Consider the following 16,313-nt stretch of genomic DNA (forward strand, 5'->3'; position numbering starts at 1 on the left):
GTTTTGGGTAAAAACCCACGAAGGTCTAGGCAATTATCGCGCCGGCCTGATCTTCGTCGTCGCTGCCAGCCAATAACTCGAGTCGCAGGCTGATCAGACGCTTGATTCCACGGCTGACATGCGCCTCGGCAAGAGCACCGGCAAGCACCGTGTCATTGCTGAGCAAGGCTTCGAGAATGGCGCGGTGTTCGTGCTCGACCACCGTCACATCGCCGCCCCCGGCTGCTTCAAGCCAAAGCAATTCACCCACCTCTGACTGCAGGCGCATTTCGGCATGGGTCAAGCGCAGCGACTGTGCGGCAGCCGCCACCTCGATATGAAAACGTGCATCGGCGCGATGCCGCGCCAACCGAGTGCCTGCCTGCTTCAAGGTGTCGATGTGTTGCGCGATGCGAGCGTACTGTTCGCGTGAGCCGCGTTGGGCAGCAAGGCGTGCGGCCGTGCCGGAAATTGCCATTTGCTCATCACCCAGGTCACGCAGGTCTGGCCCGCTCATCTCGCGCAGTCGCTGCAGCAGCAGGCCTTCGGGCAACTCCACTGGCGCACAGACGAAACTGCCGCCATTGCGTCCGCGCCGGGTCTCGATCAGACCCCGCTGACGCAGCACCACCAGCGCTTCGCGCAGAGTAACGGTGGCCACCCCCAATTGCATCGCCAATTCGGTTTCACTCGGGAGCTGCTGCCCTTCGGCGAACAGGCCCAGTTCGATAGCTTCAACCAGCCGCCGCGCTACTTCATCGGTGCGCCCTTCCTGGCGCAGCCGGATGAAGGCAGTACTACGGGCAGTATTCAGGGCATTCATTGGCTCTCCATAGTCAGCATGTATTGGCCCAGATGGAGCCTGCTAAACGTTCAGTTTCGTATCTTATAGAGATTGCACTGCCTCCGACACCGGCGATTTCGGCTCTTGATCGATTAAAAATCCGTTCAAACGCGGTTTTCAAGCCGACAGATGGAGAGTTGCCGAACCTCGAACATTAAGATATGTTTTTATATGTTTAGTGTGAACAGCGGGCAACTCAACCTCTGCGCCCCCGCATTGGCCCAGCGATTCTCAACCTACAAGACTAATCAAGGGACACGCCATGCAAACCAAACTCCTGATCAACGGCCAGTTGGTCGACGGTGAAGGCGACCAGTACGCCGTTTACAACCCGGCCCTGGGCACCGTGCTGGTGAACATCGCCGAGGCCAGCAGTGCCCAGGTCGATGCCGCTGTGCAGGCCGCCGATCAGGCATTCGACGCCTGGTCTCAAACCCCGCCCAAGGATCGCGCCCAGTTGCTGTTGAAGCTGGCCGACCGTATCGAGGCCGACGCGCAGACCCTGGCGCGCCTGGAATCGCAAAACTGTGGCAAGCCCTACCAGGCAGCGCTGAATGACGAGATTCCGGCAATTGCCGATGTGTTCCGCTTCTTTGCCGGTGCCAGCCGCTGCCTGAATGGTTCGGCCGGTGGCGAATACCTGCCAGGCCACACCTCGATGATTCGTCGTGACCCGCTGGGTGTCGTGGCCTCGATTGCGCCCTGGAACTACCCCCTGATGATGGTGGCGTGGAAACTTGCTCCGGCCCTTGCTGCCGGCAACTGCGTGGTGCTCAAGCCATCCGAGCAAACGCCACTGACTGCCTTGAAGTTGGCGCAAATCATTGCCGAGCTGTTCCCGGCAGGCGTCGTCAACATTCTCTTCGGCCGCGGTCCGAGCGTGGGCGAGCCTCTGGTCACCCACCCCAAGGTTCGCCTCGTTTCGCTTACCGGTTCGGTGGCCACTGGCGCACGCATCGTCGCCAACACCGCCAGCAGCGTGAAGCGCACGCACATGGAACTGGGTGGCAAGGCTCCGGTGTTGATCTTCGATGATGCCGATATCGATGCAGCCGTAGAGGGCATTCGCGCCTTCGGCTTCTACAACGCAGGCCAGGATTGCACCGCTGCCTGCCGCCTGTATGTGCAACAAGGTGTCTACGAAACTTTCGTGAAAAAGCTGGGCGAAGCCGTGGCCAGCATTCGCCATGGCTTGCAGGACGACCCAGAAACCGAACTCGGTCCGCTGATCACTCAAGACCATCTGCAACGCGTCGAAGCTTTTGTCGAGCGCGCCAAGGCGCAGCCGCACATTCGCGTGATCACTGGCGGCAAGCGTGTTGAGGGTCCCGGCTTTTTCTTCGAGCCAACCGTATTGGCCGACGCTCGCCAGGAGGACGAAATCGTTCAGCGCGAAGTTTTCGGCCCGGTGGTCAGCATCACCCCATTCAGCGATGAAGCCCAGGCGCTGGCTTTCGCCAACGACTCCGACTATGGCCTGGCCTCATCGGTATGGACCCGCGATGTAGGCCGCGCCAACCGCCTGGCCTCACGCCTGCAGTACGGCTGCACCTGGGTAAATACCCATTTCATGTTGATCAGTGAAATGCCCCACGGCGGCATGAAGCAGTCGGGCTACGGCAAAGATATGTCGATGTACGGCCTGGAAGACTACACCTGCGTACGCCACGTGATGTTCAAGCACTAAGGACGCCGCACATTTGCGCTGAGCTGCACCACTATAAACATATAAAATAATAGGTAATATGCCATGCTTATCACCGGCATCAAAAGCCGCCCGGTCTACGACCACCTGCACCCGATGGCAGGTGGTTTACGCCACCTGGTCGTCGGCCAGGGCAGCGGCGGCACGGCCATGCTGCGGCTGATCGAGGAAATGACCCCGGCACAGCGTGAAAACAGCACGCTGCTGTACTCCACCGAATCCTTCTCCGGACACAACCACCTGGCAGCTCTACGCCAGGCCCCGGCGGGCGACTTGCAGGTTTTTGACAGCAACCATGCGCTGATCGAAGGCCTTCGTCGCCTGCTCGACACCGCCCACATGGGCACGCGTCTGTACCTCAGCGGTTCGGAAAGCTTCATCGGCACCACTATGCAGGCGGCTAATGCGGTCGATCTGAACCGCGATGAAGTACTGCGTGAACACAGCGGCACCCTGGTTCGTCGCGTCTGGTGCGCTCACTGCGACACCTACACCGAAAACGTCACCCACCGCGTATTCACCTGCCCCGGCTGCAAGCTCGACCTGGTCGTGCGCGATCACTACTCCCGTCGCCTGGCCGCTTTCCAGGGCATCAAGGCCGACGGTGAAGTCCCAGGCGAAATGCCTGCTGCCGAGGAGCTCGATACATGAATACCCACAACGGAACCCTCAGTGTTCGGGTTGCGCGCATCGAGAACCTCACCCCGGAAATCAAGCGCTTTACCCTGGTGGACCTCAATGGCAAGCACTTGCCTGCATTCTCCGGTGGCAGCCACGTGGTCGTGGTGGTCGAGGACGGTGACAAGACCCATCGCAACGCCTATTCGCTGATGGGTTCGCCCTACGACTCCAGCGCCTACCAGATCGCCGTGCGCCGGGTCAGCGATGGCCGCGGCGGTTCACGCTACCTGCATGACACCCTGGAAGAAGGTGCGCTGTTGCAGATCCTGCAACCTGCCAACCTCTTCCCGCTGGCCAAGCATGCTCGCCAGCACGTGTTCATCGCCGGTGGCGTGGGTATCACCCCGGTGTACTCGCAGATGGAAGAGCTGCACATCAAACAGGCTGATTTCGAGCTGCACCTGGCAGTTCGTGGGCCGGAACACACCGCGCTGGGCCTGGAGCTGCAGGCACGTTATGGCCAGCGCGTGCAGCTCTACGTACAGGGTCAGGAAGCGCGCATGGATATCCGCCAGATCCTTACTGCACGGCCACTGGGCAGTCATGTGTATGTCTGCGGTCCGGACAGCATGATCGATGACACCCTCGACAGCGCACGCGCGCTGGGCTGGACCGACAGTCACATTCACTACGAGCGCTTTGTCGAACAGGGCTCAAACGGCCAGCCATTCAGCGTCACCCTGGCTCGCCAAGGCGTAACCATCGAGGTGCCACCAGACCAGTCGTTGCTCGAAGCAGCCGAACAAGCTGGCTACAAAGTGCCTTACCTGTGCCGTGGCGGCGCCTGTGGATACTGCGAAACCGAAGTGCTGGAGGTCGAGGGCGAGCTGGATCACCGCGACGACTGGCTTAGTGAAGAAGACAAACAAAGCAATCGCAAATTCATGCCGTGCGTATCCCGCGCCTGCGGCAGCCGCCTGGTCGTAGACCTCTAATAACAGGAACAAACGTCATGACCGCTTTCAAGCCCATCGAAACCTATTCCGACGACTACACCTACAGCAACAGCCGCGAAGCCATTACGCGCTTGCCGTTCCCCTACCCAGAAGACCAGTACATGTACTCGATGAACGTCGAGCCGCATGTTCCTTTTGGTACCGGAGCGCTGCGCGCCCAGTTCGATATCGACGAACACTATATCTCCGAGTGCCATCACCGGGCGAAAACCCTCGAAGAACAACCTGGTGTGCATTACGCCGCCTTGCCGCACATGATGGAAGCCCAGTGGGACCTGCTTGAACTGTTGATGGAATCTTACTCCCGCGACTTTCCCGAGCACTTCACCCTGGAGAAGAACGGCAGCCAGTGGCACTGGATCAACCGCCCGCTGCAGATCGATCAGACCTTCACCTTCGGCGACGCCAGCACCCTGCCGATGGACCCGATGGAATACATCACCCGTCAGGCCCAAGGCGAATTCATTCTCCTCGAAGAGCGCGATGAAACGCTGATCATGGGGGCCGGCATGGCTACCCAACGCGCCGATTACTCTTTGCGCTTCAACCTGGGCATGAGCTTCATGGAGTTCCACGGTCCGGTGCCGAAACTGCATGAAATGGGCATTCTGCAACGCGCATTGAAGTTCCTCCTGCGCCTGCGTCCGGGTCACCCGGTTCGCCGCACCAACTGGTCGATCACGGTTAACCCACGCCTGGAAACCTCGGCCGAGACCCTGCCGGACTGGGCGCCGGACCGTACCGTGGTCACAGCGGAAAATGCCGGTGATCTGGTCAACTTGCGTGTTGAACTGCAACCGTTGCATCGTCTGCCGCGCAGTAACGCCGTGCTGTTCCCGGTGCGCACCTACTTGGTAAGCCTCAAGCAACTGGCCGAGTTCGCTCCGCAGTGGGCCAAACGCATGCACCGGGTAATCCGCGACCTGGACCAGGAACTGGTCGATTACAAGGGTTTTACCCGTTATCGCGATGCAATGGTCACCTGGCTGTCGCAATACGACGACGGCACACCAGTGGACGAGAGCAAGCAGTAAGTTTCCAGATGATGAGCGCGCCCTAAGGCGCGCTTTTTTGCACCGCGTGCTAGCCAACCAGGGATTACCCCGATGAAAAAAACAATAAACAGTTTTCTGCCTGAAAGCTGGAGTCTGGTGTTCTCCGCTGCAGGTTCGGCCTACGGCGTCGGCCTTCTAGGGCTGTGGGCGCTGCCGTTCCTGATCAGCGCAATTATCAATGACCTCAAGCTCAATGAGGCACAGGCCGGCATTCTCATGTCAGCCGAATTTGTCTTCACCATGCTCGCATCGTTGCTGGTTGCGCCCTTCATGGGGCGAGCGCCGCGACGCACATTGGCGCTGCTCGGCACCATGCTGGCCATCGCTGCCAACCTGGTCAGCGCGAGCATGACCGAGCTCTATTCGCTGGCTGCCGTACGTTGTGTGGCGGGCATTGGCGCGGGCCTGGCGCTGGCTTGCGGTAATGCGTGCGTTTCCAGCGCCAAGCAACCCGATCGAATTGCCGGACACATGAACGTTCTGTCGGTGCTGCTGATGATCGTGGTGATGCTCGGCTACGCCAAAGTCATGGCCGCTTATGGTTTGCCGGGGCTGTACTACGCCATGGCCGCAACCATGGCGGTGATGTTGCTGGCGATTCCGGCGATGCCGCAGCGGGCGCCGGTGGTGGCTGCGCCTGTGAATCTGTACGCTAGTAAGGGTTCGGGCAATATCCTGCTGAGCTTGCCTGCAATCTGCATGATGTTGGCCATGTTCGTCTTCCAGGCACGCGACACCATGGGCTGGGCGTTTGTCGAGCGCATTGGCACGATGGTCGGTTACAGCGGAGATGAAGTCGGCGTGCTGCTGTCCTTCCAATCCTTCGTCGGGTTGATCGGCCCGTTACTGGCAGCCATGGTCGGCAAGCGTTTCGGTCTGAGCACCCCGGTGATCCTGGCGATCCTGCTGACTGGCGCAACCAGTTTGAGCTATGTACTTGGCGAGCACTCCAAGACCTTGTACACCATCGGTGTGATGACCATCTGCGTGACCTACTTCTACGCCCTCAGTTACCTCACTGGTCTGGCTGCGGCGCTGGATCGGGAAGGCCGGGTAGTTGCGGCGGCAAGCAGCTTCCTGAGCCTGGGCCTGGCTGTCGGCCCGGCGATTTCCGGCGGCTTGATTTCGCTGGGTGGATTCAGCCTGGCGGCGTGGGGAATTGCCGTCACCGTGCTGCTGACCTTGCTGCTGGTGATAGTCCCATTGGCGAGCATTCGTCGCGAAGAGGCTGGTTTGAAGCTGGCTGCAGCGATCTAGCCAGTCATCGTTTCGCAGGGTAAGCCCTACCGTGTGCGGCAAGACCGCCGTCACCCGGTAGGGGTCGATTGGCCCCGCGATAAATCAGGGCAGATACAGTCTGAACATGCCACCACCCAAGGCCCCGCCATTGGCGATTTCGATCCGCCCACGAACACCATTGCGCTCGTGCAACGCTGCGATCCGCGCAGCAAAGTACAAGCCCAAGCCCGTACTACCCGTCTGCGCATCGATACCTTGCACATAATCCTGCTGACGTTCGAGCATGCGCGCAGAGAAGCCCGGGCCGTCATCGTTGATGCTCAGTACTAATTGATCATCTTCGTCAGTCACCATGATCAACAGGGTATGACCGGCATAGCGGATAGCATTGTTGAGAATGTTGGCAACCACGGAACTGACCAGTTCACGGTCGAAAAAACCCAATGGGCTGGCCGTCTCGATGCGCCAGCTGGCAAGGATATCGCGGTGCTGGAGCAGGTTCTGCTGGGCCGCCAATTGCGCTTCGATAAAGTCATCCAGCTCATGGTAGTCCGGGCACATCGGTAACTGGTTGATGCCGAGCTTGTACAACCCCAACAGTTGCACCAGCATGCCATTGAGGTGGGTGAACTCATGCTCCATCACCCCCTGTTCGCTACCACTGCGCTGGGCTTCTGGCAGACGTGCCAACCACTGGCCATGTGCCTGGGTCAGGGCCGACAGCGAGTTCTTCATGTCGTGTACGGTGGAGGCGATCACCGTGGAGAAATCCAACCCCTGATTGTCCTGGTTCATGCGCCAAAAGCCCGGATGTGCAGTTTGCGGTAACGGTCATAACGACTGTCGCTTTCGGGGATGCCGGCGACGCAGGTCAGGCACGCTCGGCATTCCTCCATGATTGCCGGTGGCGGCGTTTCCCCACCTATGCGCAGCAAGGCTTGAGCGGTATTGAGCGCGATACTGATGTTCTTCGGTTGCAAGCTCAACGCGCGACGGAACTGCCCCAACGCTTCACTCAACTCACCCGCTTGATAGCTGCGAACGCCTTGACGGTTAAGGTCCACCGCTTCGGTCACCGCGCCGAGCACCGTCGGGTCCTCCGTCAGGCGCGACACGCTCTGCATCACCTTGGGATCGTCACCGTAGGTTTCCACGCAGCTTTTCAGAATCGACGTACCGGCCGATTCCTGACCCAGCTTCTGCAGCTGGCTGGCCACAACCAGTGCGGCCTCAACGGAGAAAAACTGCTCCATCTTGTCCAGCCGGGTCATGGCTTGCTCGGTCAGTTTGGCAGCGGTTTCCGGGTCGCCGGCCTGCTGCAGGCTGGCGGCTTTCATCAACCGGGCACGCACCTGCAAACCTTGGTCTTCGACGTTTTCCTTGGCAACTTCGCTAAGCACGGTGTTGATCTCCACACGCGTGCGCGCATCGAGGCCGTTGCCAGCGTTCTTATTCATCAGTGCCTGGACCAGGCCGAGGTTACTTTCCGGGTCTTTGTATCGAGAACTCTGGCCCTGGCTGACTGCATGCCGGTAAGCCTTGGAAGAGGTGTCGAAGTCATCGTTGCTCAGCGCCAGCTTGCCCAGCATCATTTGCCGGCGCACCGCCAACGGAGACAAACGCACCGCTTCCTCCAGGACGCCCTGGGCGCGCTTGCTTTCCCCTTGGGCGATCAGCACCTCGGCCAACCCGTCGTATAGGCCCGGCATCATCGGGAAGGCTTTAAGCGCCTGCTCATACACCCCTTGGGCCTGGGCCAACTGGTTGCGCTTGTACAGCAAGCTACCCAGGGCCGCGTAGGCCCAAGGGGTGGCCCGGCTGGAAATAATACTGGTGAGAAACTTGCCCAGCTCATCGAAGCGGTTCAAGTCGCGCAGGGCATCGGCGCGGTAGCGCAGGCACAACGGCGCAAAGCGCGGGTCTTTTTTGCACAGCTCGGCGCACGCCGCCAGCACCTCGGCTGGGCGACCACGATCGAGGGCCTGCAGGATCGGCTTGAGCAAGGTCTTGCGCTGCACCAGTTTTTCCAGGCGCTGGGCCAGGCCAATACGGTTGAATGGCTTGGTCAGGTAGGCATCCGGCTCGTGCTCCAGAGCACTGAGAACGATGGCCTGGCTGGTTTCGGCGGTGACCATGAGAAACACGCACTCATGGCTGATCAGCTTGTCGAGGATCAGGTCCTCGAGCACTTGCTGGCCATTCTTCTTGCCGTCCCCAAGGTGAAAATCCTGAAGAATAAAGTCGTAGCGTTTCTGTGCGCACATGCGCAGGGCCTGCTCACCACTGTCGGCTGTGTCGACATCGCGCACACCCAACTCACGCAGCATGGAACGGGCCGAACTGCGAAAATCCGAGAAGTCGTCGACGATCAGAAAACTTTTTTGGCTGTAGACCTGCATCCACGAAACCTGACATGGCAAAAAATAAGAAGGATGCACAGAGCTCAACAACCTCAGCCTGGCTTCGCGGGTAAATCCAGGGACGACATCAGCATCGTCACCCTTGGCTTGTGGTATCGGCCGGGCGCAGCATTTGCTTGAGCTGCTTGGCGGTAAAGGTCAGTACTTGATCACCAATAGCAGGGCCATTGCGGTCATTGATCACCTTGAAATCGTTCAAGTCCAGAAACGCCAAGGCGCCGCGAGTGCTGTTGCGCACCTTGTCCTGCGCCACCTGCGTTGATAACGCTCGATATCTTCACGCGCAACCACGCCGGACGTGCTCTGGCGCAGGCCCGGATCACGGCGTCGGCGTCATGAGCAAGCGCTCAACAATGATAGCTAGTAGCCATCATCCTGGATCCGCACTTGCTCGTAAAGCTGTGGATAAAAGAAGCCTCAGCGAGCAACCTGGCAGGTCATCTCCGAGCCGTACCATTTCACTTTGGCTTCGCCCTGATGCTCCCAGAACTCGACGCCCTGGCTGCCATACTTGCTGCCACTTGCCGCCGGCTGGGCAATCGCGATGGTCTGATCACCGCCGTAGGTGAGCACCGCCGCTTGGGGCTCGAGCTGGTTGTAGAACACCGCGGTGAAGGGCTTGTCGTTGTTGTTATCGTCACAGTCAAACTCGACCGCTGGCGGTACTTGCACAGCGCCAGACTGGATCTGTAGTTTGACGATGCGCACCTGATATTGCTCAAGCACACAGGCATCGGCGTCAGAGGCTTTCCAGCATTCGTCCCGGCCTTTGATCCAGCCCCGTTGGGTTGCCTTGAGTTGTTTCTGTCCGTCGCTATCGGCCTTTGCCAGCATTTGCTTGTAAAGCGCGGAAAGGTCTCGATCAAGTTTGCTCAGTTGCGGGCTCTGGCAGACTTTGAGCTCCACACCCTGCGCTTTGTCGCAAGAAAACGACGGCCCTTCAGCTGCTTGTACTGCACCTGCGCAAAATAAAGCGGCCAGCAGTAGTTGCGTACGCGCGCGGATCATTGGTGAAACCTCCAGCAAAAAATAATCTGCCAGAGAGTACAGCAGATATTTTTCCCCTGCCCTTATCCAATCGTCAGGCTAGCAAACCCAGGGCCTTGGCTCGAGCGACAGCTTGGGTCCTGCGCTCGACGCCCAATTTGCTGTTGATATGACTGGCATGGGTCTTGACGGTATGCAGCGAGATAAACAGACGCTCGCTGATCTCTTGATTGGAGCAGCCCTGGGCGATCAACTCCAGCACCGACTTCTCGCGTGCACTCAACGCTTCACAACTGCCGCCCACTGCCTCCGGAATGTCCTGAACCGGTAGCAGCGCCAGCAAACTGGCTTGCGCTGCGCTAGCCGGTTGCAGCAGCAGCTGTTCGCGCAACCATTGCGGATGCTCGTTCAACAAGCTTTGAAAAGGTTGCAGGGCGCCACCTCGCGCCGCCTCCAGGCTCAAGGTCAGCAGGTCACGGGCTTGCGCCGGGTTGTTGTTGCCCAGCAGCAAACTTGTCCACTGGCATAGCGCGGTGACACAAAGCATATGCCCACCGCTTGCCTGTCCACGTGCAACCAGCGCCTGCAGACGTTGACCGGCCTGTTCCAGGCGCCCCAGGGTACGGTCGAGTGAGGTTTGCAGCACCTCGATATGCAGTGGCAGCAAGGGATGGAACTCCGGTGCTGCAGCAGGCTTTTTGCCGCCGTAGGTCTGCCCCAGACGCAACAGCCAGGACTCGGCCAGGTCGATGCGCCCCTGGGCCAACCAGAGCTCGCACTTGATCAGGGTGATCATGGCCAAGTAGAAAATCGGTGGCACGTCCCATATGTGCATCAGCCGTTCGGCTTCGGCCAGTTCGGCAAACGCTTCGGTGAAGCGGCCTTCGCGGCCATCCAGCGAAGCGATCACACAGTGGCCGATCAACACGCTGATGTCGCGACAGGCTCGCGCTTCGATCAGCCCCGCCCGCAGGCGGCTGCGTCCGGCCTCCGGCTGCAGGCGCGCAACCAGCAGATAGCCTTCGTATAACGTCAAGCGCGCTCTTGCCGCATACAAGCGTTGCGCCGACAGCCCTTGCAGGCGTTGCAAGCCCTGACGCACTTCATCCAGCGCGCGCAGCACCTCGCCACGGGCATGCAGCACCCGCGCGCGATCGTAATGAGCAAGGGCTTCGAACAGTGGGTTGCCGATCCGTTGCGCCAGTTCCAGCGCTTCGCGGTTCCACGTGCGTGCCCGCGAAAAATCGGCATCGGCAATGGCCAGGTTCGATAGCGTCGACAAGCACACCAGACGCTGGCCGTAGCGTTTTTGCGGCAAGCTGCGCAAGGCTTCTACACAGAAGATGCGGGTACGTTCGCGATCACCACGACCGCGAGCGATCACTCCACTGAGCGCCAGCCACTGCGCCAGCATCGATTTCTGTGCGGTTGCCGAGGGGGCCGGCAGAAACCGACTCAAGTGGCTGGCCAGTTCTTCGGCGGCGTCCAGTTGCCCAGCCAGGCCCAGGGCCCAGCTGTACAAGACGATCAGCCGTGGTGTGCTGATCAGCAAGCTGTCAGGCAGGTCCATTTTCCAGCGCAGCAACATACCGACGTTCTGTTCGGCCAGCAGTTGCTCTTCAGAAAGGTTCTGCACCAGGTTGGCGGCGACATCCAGGTGCCCCGCACGCAATGCCTGCTCGACTGCCTCGTCAAGCAATCCCTGGCCGTGGAACCAGCGACAGGCGCGCAAGTGCAAGCTCGAAAGCGGCAAGCTGGTTTGACGGCTGCGCAGCAGGTCGGAGAACAGGTGATGGTAACGATACCAGCGGCCATGTTCGTCCAGCGGCACCAGAAATACCTGATGCGCCTGTAGATAACCGATGATCTCGGCACTGTCATGGCTTTCCCGCAGCGCATCGCACAGCTCACTGCAGAATCGCTCCTGACAGGCTGTGTCGTTGAGAAAGCCCTGTACTTCGGCAGGCAGAATGTCGATCACTTCTTCAAGCAAATAATCGCGAATCAAACCCTCGCCACCATGCAAAGCCTGCGGCAACGCGTTGTCGCCGCCCGATTCGCTGACCGCCAGTTGCCAGAACCTCAGGCCGGCGATCCAGCCGTCACTGCGTTGAATCAGATTGTCCAGCGCCTGACCGCGCAAACCGCTGGGTTGTTGTCCCAATACAGCCAGCGACTCGTCGGGTGTCAGACGCAGGTCCTGCTCGTTGAGCTCGAGCAATTGTCGCGACAGGCGCAGCCGCGCCAGGTGCCAGTCAGGGCGCAGGCGGCTGGTTACCAGCAGGACCAGCCCAGGTGGCAGATGGTTGAGGAAGAACTGCAAGCAACGGTCGAGCACTGGCCCCTGCACCAGATGGTAGTCATCGAGTACCAACAACAAAGGATTTTGCGGCTGCAGGTGACGGGCCAGCTCATCGAGCAGCCCATCGAGCCATTCTTCGAAGGCAAAGGGTTGGTGGCGCTGGCGCATTTTGAGCAGGCCCAGTGACTGGTTGCCCACGGCCGGGCAAACCTGCTGCAAACCTTCAAGCAAACGTTCGAGAAAACGTCCCGGGTCATTGTCGCGGCGGCTCAACCCCAACCAGAGACTGCTCCAGTGGTTGGGCAGGCTTTGGCAGAACTCCACGGCCAGCGAGCTTTTGCCGAATCCTGCTGGTGCTGTCACCAGCAACAGGCGACCACCCAGACCAGATTGCAGGCGCTGGCACAAGCGCGCCCGCGGCACGTGCCCTTCGGGCAGTGGCGGACGATAGAAGCGTCCTTCCAGGACGTTCATGGCCTGGCTGGCGAACCCTTGCGTACGGGACAGATCAGTCATGGCCGGCTCGTTTTAGTTAGAGAATCTTCGGCAACACAGATCTGGGCAGACTAGCGGTTATAAACGCGCATTTGAAGATGATTGCGTCGTCTTGCCGAAAAAAGACTACAACAAAAAGCGACAGTTCCTATCCCGCTCCCACCTGCATAAACAGAAACGCCCCGGCAAGCCGGGGCGTTCTGGGAGATCACAAGGAGGTTTGAAACTTAGCGCACACCTTCCTGGCGAAGCGCTGCAGGCTGGAAGTCAGCCTTGACTGCGGTAAACCCGAAGTCGTAGGCCTTTTTCTCTTCGTTCTTCATGCCCAGTGCCAGATAACGGCCCGACTGCAGGTCGTAGATGGCTTCCAGGGTGTACCACGGCACCTCGACGTTGTAGTAGTCCTGGGAGTGCGCTTCGGACACACGCCACAGTTGGTTGCGACCGTCGTACTGGTCGATCACTGCCGCTTGCCAGGTGTCTTCGTCAATATAGAAGTCACGTTTGGCGTAGATGTGACGCTGACCCGGCTTGAGGGTAGCAACCACGTGCCAGACACGGCGCAGCTCATAACGGCTCAGGTCCTGGTTGATGTGACCGGCCTTGATAATGTCGCTGTATTTGAGCTTTGGATCGTCAAGCTTGTAGCTGTTGGAGGCGATATACAGCTCTTTCTTGCCTTCCAGCTTCCAGTCGTAGCGATCCGGAGCACCGTTGAACATGTCCAGGTTGTCGGAGGTACGCAGGCCATCGGCGGCAGTACCCGGACCGTCATAGGACACCTGTGGCGCCTGGCGTACACGACGTTGACCGGCGTTGTACACCCATGCCTTACGCGGCTCTTTGACCTGGTCGAGGGTCTCGTGGACCAGCAACACGGTACCGGCCAGACGCGCAGGCGCCGTCACCTTCTGTTTGAAATAGAACAGGATGTTGCCAGGGTTGCTCGGATCGTAATCCTTCATCCGGTCACGGAAGACGAATTGATCCTGGAAATACACCAGGCTGTACGAGCCATTTTGCTGCGGCGTGGCCTGGGTTACCAAGCGGGTCACGCTGCCACCACGGTAGCGGGTGATGTGGTTCCAGATCACCTCCACGCCGCTTTTCGGAATCGGGAACGGCACTGCTGTATCGAAGTTCTCCAGACCGTTACCACCGCCTACCAGGTTGGTGCTGGTGGCATTTTTCTTGATCGCGGCAAACACTGCATCCGGAACCGTCGAGCCGCGGTGAGTGGTGTACACCGGGATCTTGTAGGTGTCCGGGTAGCGCTTGAACATCGCTACCTGGCCAGGCGACAGTTTGTCCTTGTACTGGTCAACGTTCTGGGCAGTGATGGTGTACAGCGGCTTTTCACCCGCGTAGGGGTCAGCAAGAAAACCTTTGCTATCAACGGCGCCGGCCGACTTGGTCAGCGGTTTCCAGGCACTGATCGAACCATCGGCGTTACCGGCCTTTTCCGCGCCCATTGGCGTCAGGGTCGAACCCAGCTTGGCGGCCTCGTCGGCGGACACCGCCGCCATGACACTGGTGGCCAGCAGCGACAGGCCCAGTACACCGGCTTGCAGCAGACTCTTGGTCATTTTCATGTTTATGCTCGTCCTGAATCGGTGTTCTTAGAAGTTCACGCCAAGGCTGAGGGCGACGAAATCGCGATCATCCACAGTGCTGTACTTACCATCGAAGAAGTTGGTGTACGACAGGCTGGCGGTGTAGGTGTTCTGGTACTCGGCGTCCAGACCCAGGCTGACTGCCTTGCGGCCTTCCTCGAAGTTGCCACCAGGACCCGGCGAGTAACCGGAAACGTCATGGGACCAGGCTACGTTAGGCTTGAGGTTGACCCCGGCGAAGACGTCGTTGTAGTCCCAGATGGCGCGAGCGCGGTAGCCCCAGGAAGTGCTGGTGGTGAAACCGTCGTTCTCGCACTTGCGTGAAAGGTTGGCCGAAGAAGCGTTGTTGCCCGCACCGGCGATGGTTCGGCTGTTGAGGAACTCACAGGTACTGACCGGCCCCGTAGGCTCCAGTGGCCCCGGACCAAATACTGGGTCACGGCCGTAACGCATCTTGTGCGCACTTTCCAGACCACCCACGTGAGTCACACCAACTTCACCGACCACGGTCAGGCGGCTGGCGCCCATGACTTGATCGAAGAAGTGGGTGAGCGTTGTCTGGAACTGGGTGATTTCCTTACGGGTGTAGCCATGCTGGTCCTGGCCTGGAACGCCTTTGAGCAGCGAGGCATTGCCAAAGCCTGGGATTGGCGTGACACCGGAGTAAAGAATGTCCGTGGTATTGAGCTGAACTGGCGCGTTGGGGCGGTAGCTGAGCTCACCGCTCCACGCGGTGCCGGTGGACAGCGTGGTGGAGAAGCTCAGGCCGTAGAGGCGGATGTCTTCCGGGTACTCGACGAAGTACTGCGAGTTACCGGCGACGATCAACGGCGCCAACTGCGCCAGCGGCCCCTGAAGGTTGCTCAAGCCGGCATAAACCGAAGGATCAGCACCGGTGGCACTGAAGATCGGTGCGCGGCTGTGGTAGTTCATGAAGTAGGCGCCAAACTCGGTGTCCAGCGGCTCGAACATGTAGCGCAGTGCCACACCGAACTGACCACTGTCACGGGCATCGCGATCCGGGCCACGGGCTACCTTCACCCCTTCCTGGTTGATGTCGACACCTTGGCTGGCGAGGAAGCCCAGCGCTTGTGGCGACAGGCTGCGGCTGCTGTTGAGCAGGCGCAGGTTGTCGGTACAGCCGTCGGCGATGACGTCAGGTTGCGAGAAGAAAGTACCGCAGTTATCAACAACGGTCTGGTCCCATTCGATCTGGTAGAACGCTTCAGCCGACAGGTTGTCGGTGAGGCTCTGGGACACATAGAACATGTTGACCGGGATCAGACCTTCCTTGACCTCGGCACCTGGGCGACGGAAGGCGGCGACGTCGATAGGGTTGATCGAGTTGATACCACCGCCAATGAAGGTACTTTCACCCCAACTGACGACTTGCTTACCCAGGCGCACCGAGCCTGGCTGATCGGCAATGGCGTAGTTGTGATAGACGAAGGCGTCGAGAATCTCACCACCCGAGGACTTGGCGCCCTCTTTGCGGTTGGAGTCGCTGATATCCTTGAATGGACGGCTTTCGTCCTTGAGCTCGAAGTCGTACCAGTACTTGCCGCGTACGAATACACCGGTATCACCGTACTTGAGTTCCAGGTCGTGAATGCCCTTGAAGATCTTCGAAAAGGTCTCACCGCTCTTGAAGTTCAGGTGACCATCGTCGGAGGTCTGCGACAGACCCTGACCGCCGTTGTTGACGCCGATCAGATTCTTGTTCGGACTCTCCGTCGACCAACTGGCGCCGACAGACAGCGAGGAGTCAAACGACCCTTCAATTTCACCGATGTTGAAACTGACGCCGAATGCAGGACCGGCGAGCGTAGAAGCGAGGCTGACAGCCAAAGGCAGTTTCGCCCGGCGCCAGAACAGATTTGCTGATGTCATCGACGCTACTCCATGTACTTTCTTTATTTTTATGGCAGTGAGTCCTTTGCAGAAACGCCTCGTTCGACAGGTGTGAGCGCACCTTGTACGTCGAGCAAGTGGCTAGGCACATGCGTGTGCTGCCCCCCATTCCTGAAAATCCCCTGA

Annotated in this window: 13 protein-coding genes; 5 read left to right on the plus strand and 8 right to left on the minus strand. The window is 59.4% G+C overall.

Features of this window, described 5'->3' with window-relative positions:
* Window positions 1-25: 25 nt before the first annotated feature.
* Window positions 26-802 (minus strand): FadR/GntR family transcriptional regulator, encoded by a 777-nt coding sequence (locus D3Z90_RS22650; RefSeq protein ID WP_136478128.1) that lies wholly within the window; start codon window positions 800-802, stop codon window positions 26-28.
* 283 nt (window positions 803-1,085) lie between these two features.
* Here D3Z90_RS22650 and D3Z90_RS22655 point away from each other — a divergent pair, with 283 nt between their 5' ends.
* The 5 genes from D3Z90_RS22655 (at window position 1,086) to D3Z90_RS22675 (ending at window position 6,477) form a co-directional block, all read left to right on the plus strand.
* Window positions 1,086-2,510, plus strand: a complete 1,425-nt coding sequence (locus tag D3Z90_RS22655; RefSeq protein WP_136478129.1) for a gamma-aminobutyraldehyde dehydrogenase — start codon at window positions 1,086-1,088, stop codon at window positions 2,508-2,510.
* Between the two features lie 63 nt (window positions 2,511-2,573).
* Entirely contained in the window at window positions 2,574-3,179 is a 606-nt protein-coding gene (locus D3Z90_RS22660) for a dimethylamine monooxygenase subunit DmmA family protein (RefSeq protein ID WP_136478130.1), read from the plus strand.
* A complete protein-coding gene (locus D3Z90_RS22665; RefSeq protein ID WP_136478131.1) occupies window positions 3,176-4,144 on the plus strand; it encodes a PDR/VanB family oxidoreductase in 969 nt (322 codons plus the stop codon). Before D3Z90_RS22660 ends, D3Z90_RS22665 begins: the two co-directional genes overlap by 4 nt.
* A gap of 17 nt (window positions 4,145-4,161) precedes the next feature.
* Window positions 4,162-5,199, plus strand: coding sequence for a DUF3445 domain-containing protein (locus D3Z90_RS22670; RefSeq protein WP_136478132.1), 1,038 nt, complete (start codon window positions 4,162-4,164; stop codon window positions 5,197-5,199).
* Window positions 5,200-5,271: 72 nt separating this feature from the next.
* Window positions 5,272-6,477 (plus strand): MFS transporter, encoded by a 1,206-nt coding sequence (locus D3Z90_RS22675; protein ID WP_136478133.1) that lies wholly within the window; start codon window positions 5,272-5,274, stop codon window positions 6,475-6,477.
* 84 nt (window positions 6,478-6,561) lie between these two features.
* Here D3Z90_RS22675 and D3Z90_RS22680 read toward each other — a convergent pair whose 3' ends face one another.
* The 7 genes from D3Z90_RS22680 to D3Z90_RS22710 all read right to left on the minus strand — a co-directional run bounded on the left by D3Z90_RS22680 (window position 6,562) and on the right by D3Z90_RS22710 (window position 16,166).
* Window positions 6,562-7,254 carry a sensor histidine kinase KdpD gene (locus D3Z90_RS22680; RefSeq protein ID WP_136478134.1) on the minus strand — a complete coding sequence of 231 codons (693 nt, stop codon included), beginning with the start codon at window positions 7,252-7,254 and terminating at the stop codon, window positions 6,562-6,564.
* On the minus strand, window positions 7,251-8,858 hold the full coding sequence (locus D3Z90_RS22685; protein ID WP_136478135.1) for a response regulator: 1,608 nt from the start codon (window positions 8,856-8,858) through the stop codon (window positions 7,251-7,253). The genes D3Z90_RS22680 and D3Z90_RS22685 overlap by 4 nt, the downstream gene beginning before the upstream one ends.
* A gap of 97 nt (window positions 8,859-8,955) precedes the next feature.
* Window positions 8,956-9,132, minus strand: a complete 177-nt coding sequence (locus tag D3Z90_RS22690) for a diguanylate cyclase domain-containing protein (RefSeq protein ID WP_136478136.1) — start codon at window positions 9,130-9,132, stop codon at window positions 8,956-8,958.
* A 164-nt stretch (window positions 9,133-9,296) separates the two neighbouring features.
* The gene (locus tag D3Z90_RS22695) at window positions 9,297-9,887 is read right to left on the minus strand and encodes an MliC family protein (RefSeq protein ID WP_136478137.1); all 591 of its coding nucleotides are present in this window, start codon (window positions 9,885-9,887) and stop codon (window positions 9,297-9,299) included.
* Between the two features lie 73 nt (window positions 9,888-9,960).
* Window positions 9,961-12,684: a LuxR C-terminal-related transcriptional regulator gene (locus D3Z90_RS22700; protein WP_136478138.1), complete on the minus strand. Its 2,724-nt coding sequence runs from the start codon at window positions 12,682-12,684 to the stop codon at window positions 9,961-9,963.
* Window positions 12,685-12,890: 206 nt separating this feature from the next.
* Complete coding sequence (locus D3Z90_RS22705) at window positions 12,891-14,255, minus strand: DUF1329 domain-containing protein (protein ID WP_136478139.1); 1,365 nt, start codon at window positions 14,253-14,255, stop codon at window positions 12,891-12,893.
* Window positions 14,256-14,282: 27 nt separating this feature from the next.
* The gene (locus D3Z90_RS22710; RefSeq protein WP_136478140.1) at window positions 14,283-16,166 is read right to left on the minus strand and encodes a DUF1302 domain-containing protein; all 1,884 of its coding nucleotides are present in this window, start codon (window positions 16,164-16,166) and stop codon (window positions 14,283-14,285) included.
* Between the last annotated feature and the right edge of the window lie 147 nt (window positions 16,167-16,313).

It is taken from the genome of Pseudomonas sp. DG56-2 (assembly GCF_004803755.1).
Lineage (GTDB): Bacteria > Pseudomonadota > Gammaproteobacteria > Pseudomonadales > Pseudomonadaceae > Aquipseudomonas > Aquipseudomonas auratipiscis.